The 15295-nt window shown below is 64.2% G+C and carries 12 protein-coding genes; 11 read left to right on the top strand and 1 reads right to left on the bottom strand.

Features of this window, described 5'->3' with window-relative positions:
- Nucleotides 1-392 precede the first annotated feature (392 nt).
- The 8 genes from PX653_RS21455 to PX653_RS21420 all read left to right on the top strand — a co-directional run bounded on the left by PX653_RS21455 (nucleotide 393) and on the right by PX653_RS21420 (nucleotide 10307).
- Nucleotides 393-1430, top strand: a complete 1038-nt coding sequence (locus PX653_RS21455) for an NAD(P)H-dependent flavin oxidoreductase (protein ID WP_277414735.1) — start codon at nucleotides 393-395, stop codon at nucleotides 1428-1430.
- Nucleotides 1431-1443: 13 nt separating this feature from the next.
- Nucleotides 1444-3072, top strand: a complete 1629-nt coding sequence (locus PX653_RS21450) for a GMC family oxidoreductase (protein ID WP_277414734.1) — start codon at nucleotides 1444-1446, stop codon at nucleotides 3070-3072.
- 175 nt (nucleotides 3073-3247) lie between these two features.
- Nucleotides 3248-4030, top strand: coding sequence for an ABC transporter ATP-binding protein (locus PX653_RS21445; RefSeq protein WP_277414733.1), 783 nt, complete (start codon nucleotides 3248-3250; stop codon nucleotides 4028-4030).
- An 89-nt stretch (nucleotides 4031-4119) separates the two neighbouring features.
- Nucleotides 4120-4830, top strand: coding sequence for an ABC transporter ATP-binding protein (locus tag PX653_RS21440; RefSeq protein ID WP_277418631.1), 711 nt, complete (start codon nucleotides 4120-4122; stop codon nucleotides 4828-4830).
- 137 nt (nucleotides 4831-4967) lie between these two features.
- A complete protein-coding gene (locus tag PX653_RS21435; protein WP_277414732.1) occupies nucleotides 4968-6176 on the top strand; it encodes an ABC transporter substrate-binding protein in 1209 nt (402 codons plus the stop codon).
- Between the two features lie 119 nt (nucleotides 6177-6295).
- Nucleotides 6296-7180, top strand: coding sequence for a branched-chain amino acid ABC transporter permease (locus PX653_RS21430; RefSeq protein WP_277414731.1), 885 nt, complete (start codon nucleotides 6296-6298; stop codon nucleotides 7178-7180).
- Between the two features lie 10 nt (nucleotides 7181-7190).
- The gene (locus PX653_RS21425; protein ID WP_277414730.1) at nucleotides 7191-8165 is read left to right on the top strand and encodes a branched-chain amino acid ABC transporter permease; all 975 of its coding nucleotides are present in this window, start codon (nucleotides 7191-7193) and stop codon (nucleotides 8163-8165) included.
- An 81-nt stretch (nucleotides 8166-8246) separates the two neighbouring features.
- Nucleotides 8247-10307 (top strand): 3-hydroxybutyrate oligomer hydrolase family protein, encoded by a 2061-nt coding sequence (locus PX653_RS21420; RefSeq protein WP_277414729.1) that lies wholly within the window; start codon nucleotides 8247-8249, stop codon nucleotides 10305-10307.
- A 101-nt stretch (nucleotides 10308-10408) separates the two neighbouring features.
- Here PX653_RS21420 and PX653_RS21415 read toward each other — a convergent pair whose 3' ends face one another.
- Nucleotides 10409-11566, bottom strand: a complete 1158-nt coding sequence (locus PX653_RS21415; RefSeq protein ID WP_277414728.1) for an iron-containing alcohol dehydrogenase — start codon at nucleotides 11564-11566, stop codon at nucleotides 10409-10411.
- Nucleotides 11567-11653: 87 nt separating this feature from the next.
- Between PX653_RS21415 and PX653_RS21410 the strand changes: the two genes are divergently transcribed.
- From PX653_RS21410 to rsmG, 3 genes are all read left to right on the top strand, one after another.
- A complete protein-coding gene (locus PX653_RS21410) occupies nucleotides 11654-12418 on the top strand; it encodes a TSUP family transporter (RefSeq protein ID WP_277414727.1) in 765 nt (254 codons plus the stop codon).
- A 186-nt stretch (nucleotides 12419-12604) separates the two neighbouring features.
- On the top strand, nucleotides 12605-14533 hold the full coding sequence (gene mnmG, locus PX653_RS21405) for a tRNA uridine-5-carboxymethylaminomethyl(34) synthesis enzyme MnmG (protein WP_277414726.1): 1929 nt from the start codon (nucleotides 12605-12607) through the stop codon (nucleotides 14531-14533).
- Nucleotides 14533-15198: a 16S rRNA (guanine(527)-N(7))-methyltransferase RsmG gene (gene rsmG, locus PX653_RS21400; protein ID WP_277414725.1), complete on the top strand. Its 666-nt coding sequence runs from the start codon at nucleotides 14533-14535 to the stop codon at nucleotides 15196-15198. The genes mnmG and rsmG overlap by 1 nt, the downstream gene beginning before the upstream one ends.
- Nucleotides 15199-15295 lie beyond the last annotated feature (97 nt).

The following is a 15295-nucleotide window of genomic DNA, read 5'->3' as shown; positions in this document are numbered from 1 at the left end:
CGACATCACCCCCGGAGCACTTTGCAGACAAAAAATCGTCAGCAGGATGACTTGCAGGCGTCGTCGACTTGTCGTTCATCGGTGCCGGCTCGATGCGACCGGGCACGCCGAACGGCAGTGCAAAGCGCGCGACAGGGTCGTCGGTTTACTGGAATAAGTATGTATATAAAATAGTGGTAGTTGTTAACAGCACGACGTTTCTGTGGATAAGTACCGCAACTGGATTAGAATCAAGCATTTACAAGCTGCACAACCCGACGTGTAAACCCTGTATGGCCGAAGAACTGTTTTGGGACAAAAAAACGGTTCCGCACAGCCTGACGGTTTACGCACAAATGGTACCTGTGGATATCCAAGGGCTTATCCACAGGTCGAATCCGACAGGAGAGCGTATGGATTTGCGGTCGTTGTTCTCTCATCCCATCATCCAGGGGCCGATGGCGGGCGGCTGTAACACCCCGGCGCTGGTCGCGGCCGTGTCGAACGCCGGCGCGCTGGGGGCGTTGGCCGGTTCCCTGCTGGCACCGGAAAAGCTGCGGCACCAGGTCAACGACATCCGTTCGCTGACCGACAAGCCGTTTCTCGTCAATTTGTTCGTCCAGCCGCTGCCGCACCCGACCAAGGAAGAGGTGGCGCACGCCGTCGAGCTGCTGCGGCCGGTCTGGAGTTCCCTCGGCTGGCCGGACCTGGCGCTGCCGTTCCGCTGGTGCGAAGACTTCGGGGCCCAGCTTGACATGCTCATCAGCCTGAAACCCGCCGCCGCCAGCTTCACGTTCGACATCCTGGCGCCGCAGCAAGTCCAGCGCCTGCATGCGGCCGGCATCCTGGTGATCGGTACTGCCACGCGTGTCGACGAAGCTGTCGCCTGGCAGGCAGCCGGCGCCGACGCCGTCATTGCTTCCGGCATCGAGTCGGGCGGTCACCGGGGAACATTCATCGGCGACCAGCGCGACGCGACATTGGGTGCCGTGGAACTGCTGCAAGCGGTCGTGGCGGCAGTACGGATTCCGGTGATTTCAGCTGGCAATATCATGACGGGCGCCGATATCCGGGCGCGGCTGGCCCTGGGCGCGACAGCCGTCCAGATGGGCACGGCATTTCTCGTCACCGATGAGTCCGGTATTCATCCCGCCTACAAACACCGGTTGCAGCACGCCGGCAATGCGCCGACACGGCTGACGCGGGCGTTCTCGGGCCGCTATGCGCGCGGCCTGGAAAACCGTTTCATGCAACAGATGGCGGACGTCGAGGACCAGGTGCCCCCGTATCCGGTGCAAAATGCCTTGACGGGACCGATCCGTTTCGAAGCGGCCAAGCGGGGCGATTCCGAACTGATGTCGCTATGGTGCGGCACGGGCGTGGGGCGGGCCCGGCGCATGTCGGCGGCCCGCCTGGTGGAAACGCTGGTAATGGAGATGCAGCAACCTTGACGAGGAGTCGCCCTTGGAATCGGCAGGACAGTTCGACTACATCATTGTCGGTGCCGGAACGGCCGGTTGCGTCCTGGCCAACCGGCTGACGCAGGACCCATGCGTCGAGGTGCTGCTGATCGAAGCGGGAGGGCGCGACGATTACGTGTGGATCCACATTCCCGTCGGCTACCTGCACTGCATCGACAACCCGCGTACCGACTGGCTGTATCGCACGGAGCCGGATGCCGGCCTGGGCGGGCGCAGCCTGCTGTATCCGCGCGGGAAAGTGCTGGGTGGCAGCTCGTCCATCAACGGCATGATCTATATGCGGGGCCAGGCGCGCGACTACGACTGCTGGGCCGACGTCACGAAAGACCCCAGCTGGCGCTGGCAGGAAGTGCTGCCCTTGTTCCGGAAAAGCGAGGATCACTACCGCGGTGCCACCGATTATCATGGGGCTGGCGGCGAATGGCGGGTGGAGAAACAGCGGCTGTCGTGGGAGATCCTGGATGCATTCCGCCAGGCCGCGGCCGAGACCGGCATCCCCAGCGTCGACGATTTCAACCAGGGCGACAACCTGGGCTGCGGCTACTTCGAAGTGAACCAGCGCCGCGGCATCCGCTGGAACACGGCCAAGGCATTCCTGCGGCCGGCCGCGCAGCGTCCCAACCTCACCTTGATGACGGGCTGCCATGTGGAGCGGCTGCTGCTGGAGCAGGGCGAGCACGGCACCGTCTGCCGCGGCGTGCAATTCACGGGTGGCGGCACGCGCTGGGTTGCGCACGCGCGGCGCGAGACGCTGTTGTGCGCGGGCGCCATCGGTTCGCCCCAGCTGCTGCAGCTGTCCGGCATCGGCCCGGCGGCCGACCTGCAACGGGCCGGCGTGACGCCGCTCGTGGATGCGCCCGGCGTGGGAGAAAACCTGCAGGATCACTTGCAACTGCGCATGGTCTTCCGCATCGAAGGCGCCAAGACACTGAACGCGATGACGCGCAACTGGTTCGGCAAGCTGCGTATCGGCCTGGAATATGCACTGTTCCAGAGCGGGCCGATGTCGATGGCGCCGTCGCAACTGGGCGCCTTTGCCCGCTCGCATCCGGACGAAGCGACGCCCAACCTGCAATACCACGTACAGCCGCTGTCGCTGGAACGGTTCGGCGAGCCCTTGCACACGTTCCCCGCCTTTACTGCCAGCGTGTGCAACCTGCGGCCCACGTCGCGCGGGCACGTGCGCATCGGATCGGCCGACTCGTACGCGCCGCCGAAGATCACGCCGATGTACCTGAGCACGATTGAGGACCGCCGCGTCGCCTGCGCCGCACTGGGTTTGACGCGCCGCATCGCAGCCGCCCCCGCGTTGGCGAAATATAGGCCCGAGGAGTTCAAGCCGGGCATCCACTTCCGCACCGACGAGGAACTGGCCGAGGCGGCCGGCTCGATCGGCACGACGATTTTCCACCCCGTCGGCACGTGCCGCATGGGACGGGCGGACGATCGGCTGGCGGTGGTCGACAGTCGCCTGCGCGTCAAGCAGGTAGCAGGGCTACGGATCGTGGACGCTTCGGTGATGCCGACGATCACGTCCGGCAACACCAACTCGCCTGTCATCATGATTGCCGAGAAGGCGGCGCAGTGGCTGCGCGCTGAAAATGGTGCATGACAGCATTTTCGGGCAGTTTCACGGTAGTAAGCCAAAAGTTTATGGTAGTTATACGGTATTGTGACGAAAAATTGTTCTGTGTATGATCAAAAAAAAATTTAGCAAGATGTAAAGGATTTCCGTCCGATCACATCACGGTCCGGCGGAGAGGTCGCAAGCATATCGGGGAGACACGATGTCGGACTTCATCTTGGAAACAAGAAGCTTGACCAAGGAATTCAAGGGTTTCACGGCCGTCAATGACGTGAGCCTGAAGGTTCAGCGTGGGCACATCCACGCACTGATCGGCCCGAACGGGGCCGGCAAGACCACCTGCTTCAACCTGTTGACGAAGTTTCTCGTCCCCACCGCCGGACAGATCCTCTTCAACGGCCGCGACATCACGGCGGCCCGGCCCGCCCAGATCGCGCGCATGGGTATCATCCGTTCGTTCCAGATATCGGCCGTGTTCCCGCACCTGACAGTGCTGCAGAACGTGCGCATCGGCCTGCAGCGCCAGCTGGGCACCACCTTCCACTTCTGGCGCAGCGAGAAATCGCTGGATGCGCTCAATGGACGCGCCATGCAGCTGCTGGCGGAAGTGGACCTGACGTCGTTTGCCGACACGGTCACGGCCGACATGCCGTACGGTCGCAAGCGCGCGCTGGAGATTGCCACCACCTTGGCGATGGAACCGGAACTGATGCTGCTGGACGAACCGACCCAGGGCATGGGCCACGAGGACGTGCACCGGGTAACGGAACTGATCCGGAAAGTGTCGCAGGGCCGCACGATCCTGATGGTGGAACACAATATGAGCGTCGTCTCCGGCATCTGCGACAAGATCTCCGTGCTGCAGCGGGGCGCGATGCTGGCCGAAGGCAGCTATGCCGAGGTGTCGAAAAATCCACAAGTGATGGAGGCATACATGGGCACGGAAGCGGGCACGGAAGCCACCGAGCTGGCGGGAGCGCACTGATGACGGCCACCATCCACTCCGTTTCGCGCGGCACCGCCGAGCGCGGCCCGGTGCACGCCTCTCCCGCGCCAGGCGCCGCCGCCGCCAGCATGGCGCTCGAGATCAGCAACCTGCAGGCCTGGTACGGCGAGTCGCATATCCTGCACGACGTCAACATCGCCGTGCGCCAGGGCGAAGTCGTCACGCTGCTGGGCCGCAACGGCGCCGGCCGCACGACGACGCTGCGCGCCATCATGGGCCTGACCGGCACCCGCAAGGGGTCCATCAAGGTCCATGGCAAGGAAGCGATCGGCCTGCCGACCCACCAGGTGGCCCACCTGGGCATCGGTTACTGCCCGGAGGAGCGGGGCATTTTCTCGTCGCTGTCGACGGAGGAAAACCTGCTGCTGCCGCCCGTGCTGAAGACGGGCAAGGAAGGGGAGCGGGGCATGAGCATCGACGAGATCTACGACATGTTCCCCAACCTGAAGGAGCGCCGCCACAGCCAGGGCACGCGCTTGTCGGGCGGCGAACAGCAGATGCTGGCCGTCGCGCGCATCCTGCGCACGGGCGCACGCCTCTTGCTGCTGGACGAGATTTCCGAAGGGCTGGCCCCCGTCATCGTGCAGGGCCTGGCGCGCATGATCCGCACGCTCAAGGCGAAGGGCTACACGATCGTCATGGTCGAGCAGAATTTCCGCTTTGCCGCCCCGCTGGCGGACCGGTTCTACGTGATGGAGCATGGCCAGATCGTCGAGACGTTCGCCGCCGCCGAGCTGCAGGCCAAGATGCCGGTACTGACCGAGCTGCTGGGCGTTTGATCCGCAAGTCGACAGCTGTACAACAGTAAAGCAGGGAAGATGCGCACGCCGCCATGGGCGGCGCTGCGTTTTAACAAAGCAACGGACGCCGCCGTGCCGACCGGCCGCGGCAGTACCCACCAAAAGGAGACAAGACCATGCAACGCACAGCTATCGCCACTGCCGCCTTCGCCCTCTGCACCCTGGGGCTCTCCTTCACGGCCCACGCCCAGGTATCGGGCGACACGATCAAGATCGGTTTTATTACCGACATGAACGGCCTGTACACGGACATCGACGGTGCGGGCGGCGCCGAGGCGATCAAGATGGCCATCGCCGACGCCGGCGTCGTCATCGCCGGCAAGAAAGTGGAGTTCATCTCCGCCGACCACCAGAACAAGGCCGACATCGCCGCGTCGAAGGCGCGCGAATGGTTCGACCAGCAGGGCGTCGACATGCTGATCGGCGGGACCAATTCCGGCGCCAACCTGGCGATGGCCAAGGTGGCCGCCGACAAGAAGAAAATCTTCATCTCCATCGGCGCCGGCTCCTCGCGCCTGACCAACGAGGAATGCACGCCCTACACGATCCACTACGCCTACGACACGGTGGCGCTGGCGCGCGGCACGGGCGGCGCCATCGTCAAGCAGGGCGGCAAGAACTGGTACTTCATGACGGCCGACTACGCGTTCGGCCATTCGCTGGAGAAGGACACGGCCGACGTCGTCAAGACGGGCGGAGGCAAGGTACTGGGCGCCGTCAAGCACCCGCTGTCGGCCTCCGACTTCTCGTCGTTCCTGCTGCAGGCGCAGGGTTCCAAGGCGCAGATCCTGGGCCTGGCCAACGCCGGCGGCGATGCGATCAACGCCATCAAGGCCGCCAACGAATTCGGCGTCACCAAGAGCATGAAACTGGCGGGCCTCCTGATCTTCATCAACGACATCCACTCGCTGGGCCTGAACGCCACCCAGGGCATGTACCTGACGGACGGCTGGTACTGGGATGCCAACGCGGAGACGCGCGCATGGTCGAAGCGCTACTTCGCCAAGATGAAAAAGGAACCGTCGATGCTGCAGGCGGCCGACTACTCCGCCGCGTCGAACTACCTGAAAGCCGTCAAGGCCGTGGGTACCGACGATTCCGACAAGGTCATGGCCCACCTGAAGAAAACGCCGATCAACGACATGTTCACCAAGAACGGCGTGATCCGTCCGGACGGCCGCATGGTGCACGACATGTACCTGATGGAAGTGAAGAAACCGGCGGAATCGAAATACCCATGGGACTACTACAAGCTCGTGGCCACGATCCCGGGCGACCAGGCGTACATGACGAAAGCCGAGACCAAGTGCTCGCTGTGGAAATAACGGGCTGACGCCCATCGGGATCGGATGTCCCGCGCTGTACGGTCCCGCGCTGTACGGTCCCGCGACCGCGGGCGGCCGCGCGGGCCCGCTGCCCCTCCACCAACTCACCTTGTTCAGCCATGGAACTATTCGGATATCCCTTGCCCGTCGTGATGAGCCAGCTGACGCTGGGGCTCGTCAACGGGTCGTTCTACGCCATGCTGTCGCTGGGGCTGGCCGTGATTTTCGGCCTGCTCAACGTCATCAATTTTTCCCACGGCGCGATGTACATGATGGGCGCGTTCGTTGCCTGGATGGGCATGAGCTACCTGGGCCTGTCGTACTGGACGATGCTGCTGGCCGCGCCGCTGGTCGTGGGCGCGCTGGGCATCCTCATCGAGAAAACGATGCTGCGCTGGCTGTACAAGCTGGACCACCTGTACGGCCTGCTGCTGACCTTCGGTATCACGTTGCTGGTGGAGGGCGTGTTCCGCTCGTTCTACGGCGTCTCGGGCCAGCCGTTCGAGACGCCGGAGCTGCTGCAGGGGGCAACCGACCTGGGCTTCATGATCCTGCCGAACTACCGCGGCTGGGTGGTCGTCGCGTCGCTGCTGGTGTGCTTCTCCACGTGGTACGTGATCGAGCGCACCAAGCTGGGTGCCTACCTGCGCGCGGGCACGGAAAACCCCAAGCTGGTCGAGGCGTTCGGCGTCAACGTGCCGTTGATGGTGACGTTGACGTATGGCTTCGGCGTGGCGCTGGCCGGCTTTGCGGGCGTGCTGGCGGCACCGATCATCCAGGTTTCGCCGTTGATGGGCTCGAACCTGATCATCGTCGTGTTTGCCGTCGTCGTCATCGGCGGCATGGGCTCGATCATGGGGTCCATCGTCACCGGGCTGGGGCTGGGCGTCATCGAGGGACTGACGCGGGTGTTCTATCCGGAGTTCTCGTCGACCGTCGTGTTCCTCGTGATGGTCATCGTGCTGCTGCTGCGCCCCGCCGGCCTGTTCGGCAAGGAAAAATAAGAGGTGATCCATGAATAAACAGATCGGTTACGCGCTGGCGCTGGCCATCGCCCTGGCGGCGCCCTTCATCGGCTATCCCGTCTTCCTGATGAAGCTGCTGTGCTTTGCGCTGTTCGCCTGTGCCTTCAACCTGCTGATCGGGTACACCGGGCTGCTGTCGTTCGGCCACGCGGCGTTCTTCGGCTCGGCCGGCTACGTCGCGGGCAACGCGCTGAAGAACTGGGGCTTGCCGCTGGAGCTGGCGCTGCTGGCCGGCGTCGCGGCTGCCGCCCTGGTGGGCCTGGTGATGGGCGCGCTGGCGATCCGCCGCGCCGGCATCTACTTCTCGATGATCACCCTGGCGCTGGCGCAGATGGTATATTTCGGCGGCCTGCGCTTTACCGACTTCACGGGCGGCGAGGATGGGCTGCAGGGCGTGCCACGGGGTAAACTGCTGGGCGTGCTGGACCTGTCGGACGACCTGACGTTGTACTTTGTCGTGCTGGGCGTGGCGGTGCTCGCCTTTGCGCTGATCGTTCGTACCGTGCATTCGCCGTTCGGCCAGGTACTGAAAGCGATCAAGGAAAACGAGCCGCGCGCGATCTCGCTGGGCTACGACGTCGACAAATACAAGCTGGTGGCGTTCGTGCTGTCCGCCGCGCTGGCCGGGCTGGCTGGTTCCTTGAAGACGGTCGTGCTGGGCTTTGAGACGCTGACGGACCTGCACTGGACGATGTCCGGCCTCGTCATCCTGATGACCCTGGTCGGCGGCATGGGCACGCTGGCGGGACCGTTGCTGGGCGCAGTGGTCATCATCGCGCTGGAAAACAAGCTGGGCGACTTCGGTACCCTGCTGGCCAACGGCACGGGGATCGAGTGGTTCGGTACGCTGGGCGAAGCCGTCAGCATGGTCACGGGCCTGATCTTCGTCGCGTGCGTGCTGTTGTTCCGGCGCGGCATCGTGGGCGAAATCGTTGCGCACTTCGGCAGGCGAAAACCAGCCTGAACCGGACGCCGGCAGAGCCGGCGTTTTTTTTTACGAGCATTGCAGGCGACAAGCCTGAACCAACAATAAAAGGAAGAGACTATGCAGACACCATCGAAAACCGCGATCGCGCTGGCCGTGGGGCTGGCGCTGACCGCCTGTGGCGACCACAGCCGCGACGACGACGGCCCCGCCGCCGTCAACCAGAAGCCGGCCTACCTGGGCACGGTCACCAGCACGACCTATGACGGCACGTCGGACGACCTGCTGACGGCCGGCCTGGGGGCCTCGGGCCTGGCAGCCGCCACGCCGCCAGCGTACAACGACCCGGCCAATCCCACGGCGCGCGAACTGCGCCGCAATGCGATCTTTGCCAACTACCGCGCCGTGCTCGATATCGCGGCCAACAGCGGCTACGGTTCCCTGTACGGCCCGAACGTCAATGCGGCCGGTGGCGTCACCAACGGCAGTGGCATGGTGGCCGGCACGGAATACCTGGCCTATGCGGACGATGGCAGCGGCAAGCAGAACGTCACATTGATGGTGCAGGTGCCGAGCAGCTTCGATCCCGCCAACCCGTGCATCGTGACGGGTACGTCCAGCGGCTCGCGCGGCATCTATGGCGCAATCGGCAGTGCCGGCGAGTGGGGCCTGAAGAACAACTGCGCCGTCGCCTATGCGGACAAGGGCAGCGGGACCGGGCTGTACACGTTCGACGACGACAGCGTCAACACGCTGAACGGCGTGCGCGCGACGCGCGCTGCGGCAGCGAAGAACGCCACGTTCGCGCCCGAGCTGACGGATGCGCAGCGCACCGCGTTCGCGCAGCAATACCCGGGCCGCATCGCGTTCAAGCATGCGCACTCGCAGCAGAACCCGGAAAAAGACTGGGGCAAGATCACGTTGCAGGCCGTCGAGTTCGCGTTCTATGTGCTGAACGAGCGCTACGGCGTGCAGACGAGCGACGGCGGCCGTACGGTGCGCTTCACCCCAGCCAATACGCTGACGATCGCGTCCAGCATTTCCAATGGGGCCGGCGCGGCGCTGCTGGCGGCCGAGCAGGATACCAAGGGCCTGATCGATGCCGTGGCCGCAACCGAACCGCAGATCCAGCCGAACAAGAGCACCGGCTACACGGTGCGCCAGGGCAGTGTCAACGTGCCCGCGCAGGGCAAGGCGCTGCTGGACTATTCCAGCTATGCGGCGCTGTACCAGCCCTGCATTGCGGGCGGCGCCGGTCGTTGTACTTCGCTGGTGCAGAAAGGACTGCTGAACGGCACCGACCTGGTGGCACGCCAGAACGACGCCAAGGCGCGGCTGAAGGCCTACGGCTGGACGGCGGATGCGGAACCCCTGCAAGGCCTGCACGCGCTGACCAACGTGCTGGTCGCCGTGACGTACGTGAACGCATACGGCAAGTTTGCCGTGACGGACAAGGTGTGCGGTTTCAACTGGGCACCTGTCGACGCCAGCGGCAACCCGATCGCCTTCACGGCCGCGCAGAAGGCGGCGAGCTTTGCCACGCAGAACGGTATCGTCGGCACGCCGGTCTACGAGGATTCCGTCGGCGGCGCCAAGGCGTATAGCCTTGGCGTGTCGCCGTCGAGCGGCATCGAGGACCAGTCGCTGGACGGCTTCCTGTGCCTGCGCGGCCTGGCAACCGGGATCGATCCCGTGACGGGCAATGCCCTGACGGGCGACGCGGCTGCGCTGAGCGCGCGCGTCAAGGCGGGGATGGCGGAAGTACTGGCGACGGGCAACCTCAAGGGCAAGCCGGCCGTCATCGTGTCTGGCCGCTCGGATGCGCTGATTCCCGTGAACCATGCATCGCGTGCCTACGTCGGCCTGAATGCGGCAGTGGAGGGCGCCAACAGCAAGCTGCGTTATATCGAGGTGACGAACGCCAATCACTTCGATTCGTTTACCAATGCGCTGCCGAACGTGATCGTGCCGCTGCACGTGTACCTGTTCCGTGCGCTGGACGCCGTGTATGCCAACCTGAAGAACAGCGCGACGGCGCTGCCTCCGTCGCAGCTGGTGCGCACGACAACGCGGGGCGACGCCAGCGTGCCGATCACGGTGCAGAACGTGCCCGTGATCTCGGCCGCCCCAGGCATCAACGCCATCACCGTCAGCGGTACCACGGTGACGGTGCCGGACTAAGTCTCCTCGCTACGCCGCACCACGGCCGCGCCCGTGTCCGATCCATGGCAACGGGGGTCACACCCCGACACGGACACGGGCTCGACCGTGATAGGGCCGGCTCAGTAAGCGGCCCGATAAATCTCCCAGGCATCCGCGCGCGTCAGGTCGCGCGGATTGTTTCCCAGTAGTCTCGTCTGCAACATCGCATCGTCCGCCAGCCGGTCGAGATCGCCTTCCCCGACACCCACTTCCCGCAGCGTTCGCTCGATCCCGGCCGCATGCGCGAACTGTTCCATTGCCACCGTCAGTGCCTGCGCACGGGCTTCCACGCAGCCGGTCACGCCGGGCACGACCACCTCCGCCAGCTCTGCATACAGGGGCGCCGCCGCCGGTGCATTGAAGCGCAGCACATGCGGCAGCACCAGCGCATTCGACAAGCCATGCGCCACGTGGAAGATGCCGCCGATCGGATAGGCCAGCGCGTGGACGGCGGCTACGGGTGCGTTGGAAAACGCCTGCCCGGCGAGCAGGGCACCCAGCAGCATGGCCTGGCGCGCTGCCAGGTCCTGGCCGTCGCGGCAGGCTTGCAGCAGGTTGGCGGACAGCAGTTGCAGCGCCTGCCGCGCCAGGCTGTCCGACAGCGGATTCTTCTTGTGGCGGCTGGTATAAGCCTCGATGGCATGCACCATCGCATCGATGCCCGTGGCCGCCGTCACGCGCGGCGGCAGGCCGACCGTCAGCGTGGCGTCCAGGAGGGCGATATCGGCATATAGCTGCTGCGCGACGACGCCCATCTTGGTGGTCGCCCCTGTCGTGACGATGGCGATATTGGTGACTTCGGAGCCCGTGCCGGCGGTGGTCGGCACCTGCACCAGGGGCAGCCGGTTGCCCTGGACATTGCCGATGCCGTACATGGAGGGCAGCGCCTGATCGCTGCCGGCCAGCACGGCGATCAGCTTGGCGACGTCCATCGAGCTGCCCCCACCCAGGCCGATGACGACATCGGTAGCGTGGGCGCGGGCGATATCGGCAGCGGCCAGCACAACCGCTTCGGGTGGGTCTGCAACGACGCCGGCATAGGTATGAACGGAAAAGCCAGCGGCCTCGAGGCTGCGCACCGGTGCGGTAGCCAGGCCGGTGGCAAGGAAGCCCGGGTCGGTAACGACCAGTGCGCGGCGGGTCGCGGGGAAGCGCTGGCGGACGTGCTGGCCAAGCTGGCCGGCGGCGCCCAACGCGGCGACGATCTGGCTGACGGTGCTGAAGACGAAGTCGTTCATGCGATCTCCCGGTGGTCTGCTGCCAGCTTACCAGAACCCGTTGCCGCGTTCTTCCGTACAATGATGAGCTTGTTTTAAGGAGGGAAGATGGTCGATTATGCGTTGTTGGGCGTAGCCGCATTTGCCGCCGGATTGGTGGATGCGGTGGTGGGAGGAGGGGGGCTGATCCAGATTCCTGTGCTGTTTTCCGTGTTTGGCAACACGGCACCGGCAACCTTGCTGGGTACCAGCAAACTGGCCGGCATCTTCGGTACGGCGGCGGCGGCAGTGAACTACGCCCGGCGTGTGTCGATCGCCTGGTCGACTGCCGCGCCCGCCGCGATCGCGGCGTTTCTGTTCGCCTTCTGCGGTGCCTTTACCGTCACGCACGTTCCGGCCGACTTCATGCGCACGTTACTGCCGGTTGTACTGCTGGCCGTGGCCGTGTACACGTTCCGGCGCAAGGACCTGGGCAGCGTGCACGCGCCGTTGCACACGGGCCGTCGCGAGCAGGTGTTTGCCGTCTTGAGCGGGGCAGGGATTGGGTTTTATGACGGCTTCTTCGGTCCGGGCACGGGCAGCTTCCTGGTCTTCCTGTTTGTACGCGTCTTTGGCTTCGACTTCCTGGGCGCATCGGCGGTGGCGAAGATCGTCAATGTGGCGTGCAATCTTTCCGCGCTGATGTGGTTCGGCTACAGCGGTCACCTGCTGTGGCAGCTGGGGCTGATGATGGCCGTGTGCCAGGTGGCCGGCTCGCTGATCGGGACCAAGCTGGCGATGCGCCATGGCAGCGGTTTTGTCCGTCGCGTTTTCCTGGTCGTCGTCACGGTCCTGATCGTCAAGACCAGTTGGGATGCATGGCAACGATGGTGATGTTCCACGTGGAACAGCGGACGTCCCGGCTTCGGCCGGGATTTTTTTTGTTCCACGTGAAACCAAAAGCGCATCGGCCAGGACTGTTCCACGTGGAACAACGTATCAAAATTTCTGCCTAAAAAATTCGCAGCACCGAAAAAACTCTATAATCTCGGTTCAATCCCTTCGAATTTTTCCCTCACCATGTTATTTCCTACTGAATTCGACGTCATCGTCGTGGGCGGCGGCCATGCCGGTACCGAAGCCGCACTAGCGGCCGCACGCATGGGCCAGAAGACGCTGTTGCTGACGCATAACATCGAAACCCTGGGCCAGATGTCCTGCAATCCGTCCATTGGCGGTATCGGCAAGGGCCACCTGGTCAAGGAAGTGGACGCCATGGGCGGCGCCATGGCCATTGCTACGGACGAGTCCGGCATCCAGTTCCGCATCCTGAATTCCTCCAAAGGCCCGGCCGTGCGTGCCACGCGGGCCCAGGCCGACCGTATCCTGTACAAGCAGGCGATCCGCTCGCGCCTGGAAAACCAGCCCAACCTGTGGCTGTTCCAGCAAGCCGTGGACGACCTGATGGTGGAAGGCGACCGCGTCGTCGGCGCCGTCACCCAGATCGGCCTGAAGTTCCTGGCCCGCGCCGTCGTGCTGACGGCCGGCACCTTCCTGGACGGGAAGATCCACGTGGGCCTGCAGAACTACTCGGCCGGCCGCGCGGGCGACCCGCCCGCGATCTCGCTGTCGAGCCGTTTGAAGGAGCTGAAGCTGCCGCAAGGCCGCCTCAAGACGGGCACGCCGCCCCGCATCGACGGGCGCAGCATCGACTTCAGCCAGATGTCGGAACAGCCTGGCGACCTCGATCCCGTGCCCGTCTTTTCCGTGATGGGTAACACGGCCATGCACCCCAAGCAGCTGCCATGCTGGGTCACGCACACGAACCAGCAGACCCACGACATCATCCGTGGCGGGCTGGACCGCAGCCCCATGTACACGGGCGTCATCGAGGGTGTCGGTCCCCGCTATTGCCCGTCCATCGAGGACAAGATCCACCGCTTCTCCAGCAAGGAATCGCACCAGATCTTCCTGGAGCCGGAAGGCCTGACGACGCACGAGTTCTACCCGAACGGCATCTCGACGAGCCTGCCGTTCGACGTGCAGATCGCCCTTGTGCGCTCCATGAAAGGCCTGGAAAACGCCCACATCCTGCGCCCCGGCTACGCCATCGAATACGATTATTTCGACCCGCGCGGACTGAAGGCATCGCTGGAAACCAAGGCCATTGGCGGCCTGTATTTCGCCGGCCAGATCAACGGCACCACGGGCTACGAAGAGGCCGCCGCGCAGGGCATGCTGGCGGGGATCAATGCCGCGCTGCAGACGCAGGGCAAGGAAGCCTGGGTGCCGGCGCGCTCGGAAGCCTACCTGGGCGTCTTGGTGGACGACCTCGTCACCCAGGGCGTGCAGGAGCCCTACCGCATGTTCACGAGCCGCGCCGAGTACCGCCTGTCGCTGCGCGAGGACAACGCGGACATGCGCCTGACGGAGATCGGCCGCAAGCTGGGCGTCGTCGGCGACGCACAGTGGGAAGCATTCGACCGCAAGCGCGAGGCCGTCGCGCACGAGCTGGAGCGCCTGAAATCCACGTGGGTCAATCCCCGTATCCTGGCCGCGGCCGAGTCCGAACGAGTGATCGGGCAGGCCATCGAGCGCGAGTATTCGCTGGCCGACCTGCTGCGCCGTCCCGGCGTCGACTACGACAAGCTCGTCACGTTGACGGGCGTGGACGGGCAGGCCCTGGGCGGCCCCGGCGTGACCGATCCGGCCGTGCAGGAGCAGGTGGAAATCCAGCTGAAGTATTCGGGTTATATCGAGCGCCAATTGAAGGAAGTGGAGCGCCACGAGCACTATGAAAACCTGAAGTTGCCCGAAGGTTTTAACTATCTGGAGATCGCCGCGCTGTCCGTGGAGGTGCGGCAGAAGCTGGCGAAACACCGTCCCGAGACGCTGGGGCAAGCGTCGCGCATCTCCGGCGTGACGCCGGCGGCGATTTCGCTGCTGCTGGTGCACCTCAAGAAGGCCGGCTACGGCGGCTTCGTCAACCTGAAAGAAGAGGCAGCCTGATGGCCCAGTTCGAGCGCGCCACGCTGGCGCAACTGCTGGAAAAGGGCTTGGCTGGGCTGCAATTGGCGCTGTCGCAAGCCCAGCAGGACCAGCTGCTGGACTACCTGGCCCTGCTGCACAAGTGGAACCACGTCTACAACCTGACTTCCGTGCGCGATCCGCTGCAGATGATGACCTTGCACCTGCTCGATTCGCTGGCGGCGGTGCCTGCTTTCGAGGGCGCGGCCAACGTGCTGGACGTGGGCGCGGGCGGAGGCCTGCCCGGCATCGTGCTGGCGATCGCGCGGCCGGACATGAAAGTGTCGATGATCGACACCGTGCACAAGAAAACCGCCTTCCTGACGCAGGTGAAAGTGGAGCTGGGCTTGGCCAACGTCACGGTCTACACGAAAAAGGTGCAGGACCTGCAGGTGAAGCAACCGTTCGACGTCATCACGAGCAGGGCGTTTGCCGACCTCAGCGATTTTATCGAGTGGTCGCGGCACCTGCTGGCGGACGACGGCCGCTTCATTGCCCTGAAAGGCACCGCGCCGCAAGACGAACGCGAGCGGCTGCAGGACCGGCTGCAGGGCGACTGGAAAGTGCAGGATTTGCAGGCTTTACGGGTGCCGGGACTGAAGGCGGAGCGGCACCTGGTTTTCGTGCAACGAGCAGAAACAGTATAAATCGTTTAGTTGATATAAACAGTATAAATCGTTTATACGGTATAAATAGTATAGACGATATAAACAATATAAATAGTTTAGTCCAATACGAATCATC

The organism is Pseudoduganella chitinolytica (assembly GCF_029028125.1).
In the GTDB taxonomy this organism is placed as follows: domain Bacteria; phylum Pseudomonadota; class Gammaproteobacteria; order Burkholderiales; family Burkholderiaceae_D; genus Rugamonas; species Rugamonas chitinolytica.
Note: the sequence above shows the minus strand (reverse complement) of the source record. Positions and strands in the feature narration are given on the sequence as shown.

Excerpts from the sequence above, each read along its gene's own strand:
- PX653_RS21430 (WP_277414731.1), top strand. The coding sequence starts at position 6,296 with ATGGAACTATTCGGATATCCCTTGCCCGTCGTGATGAGCCAGCTGACG.
- PX653_RS21440 (WP_277418631.1), top strand. The coding sequence starts at position 4,120 with ATGGCGCTCGAGATCAGCAACCTGCAGGCCTGGTACGGCGAGTCGCAT.
- PX653_RS21410 (WP_277414727.1), top strand. The coding sequence starts at position 11,654 with ATGGTCGATTATGCGTTGTTGGGCGTAGCCGCATTTGCCGCCGGATTG.
- PX653_RS21425 (WP_277414730.1), top strand. The coding sequence starts at position 7,191 with ATGAATAAACAGATCGGTTACGCGCTGGCGCTGGCCATCGCCCTGGCG.
- PX653_RS21420 (WP_277414729.1), top strand. The coding sequence starts at position 8,247 with ATGCAGACACCATCGAAAACCGCGATCGCGCTGGCCGTGGGGCTGGCG.
- PX653_RS21415 (WP_277414728.1), bottom strand. The coding sequence starts at position 11,566 with ATGAACGACTTCGTCTTCAGCACCGTCAGCCAGATCGTCGCCGCGTTG.
- PX653_RS21435 (WP_277414732.1), top strand. The coding sequence starts at position 4,968 with ATGCAACGCACAGCTATCGCCACTGCCGCCTTCGCCCTCTGCACCCTG.
- PX653_RS21455 (WP_277414735.1), top strand. The coding sequence starts at position 393 with ATGGATTTGCGGTCGTTGTTCTCTCATCCCATCATCCAGGGGCCGATG.
- mnmG (WP_277414726.1), top strand. The coding sequence starts at position 12,605 with ATGTTATTTCCTACTGAATTCGACGTCATCGTCGTGGGCGGCGGCCAT.
- rsmG (WP_277414725.1), top strand. The coding sequence starts at position 14,533 with ATGGCCCAGTTCGAGCGCGCCACGCTGGCGCAACTGCTGGAAAAGGGC.
- PX653_RS21445 (WP_277414733.1), top strand. The coding sequence starts at position 3,248 with ATGTCGGACTTCATCTTGGAAACAAGAAGCTTGACCAAGGAATTCAAG.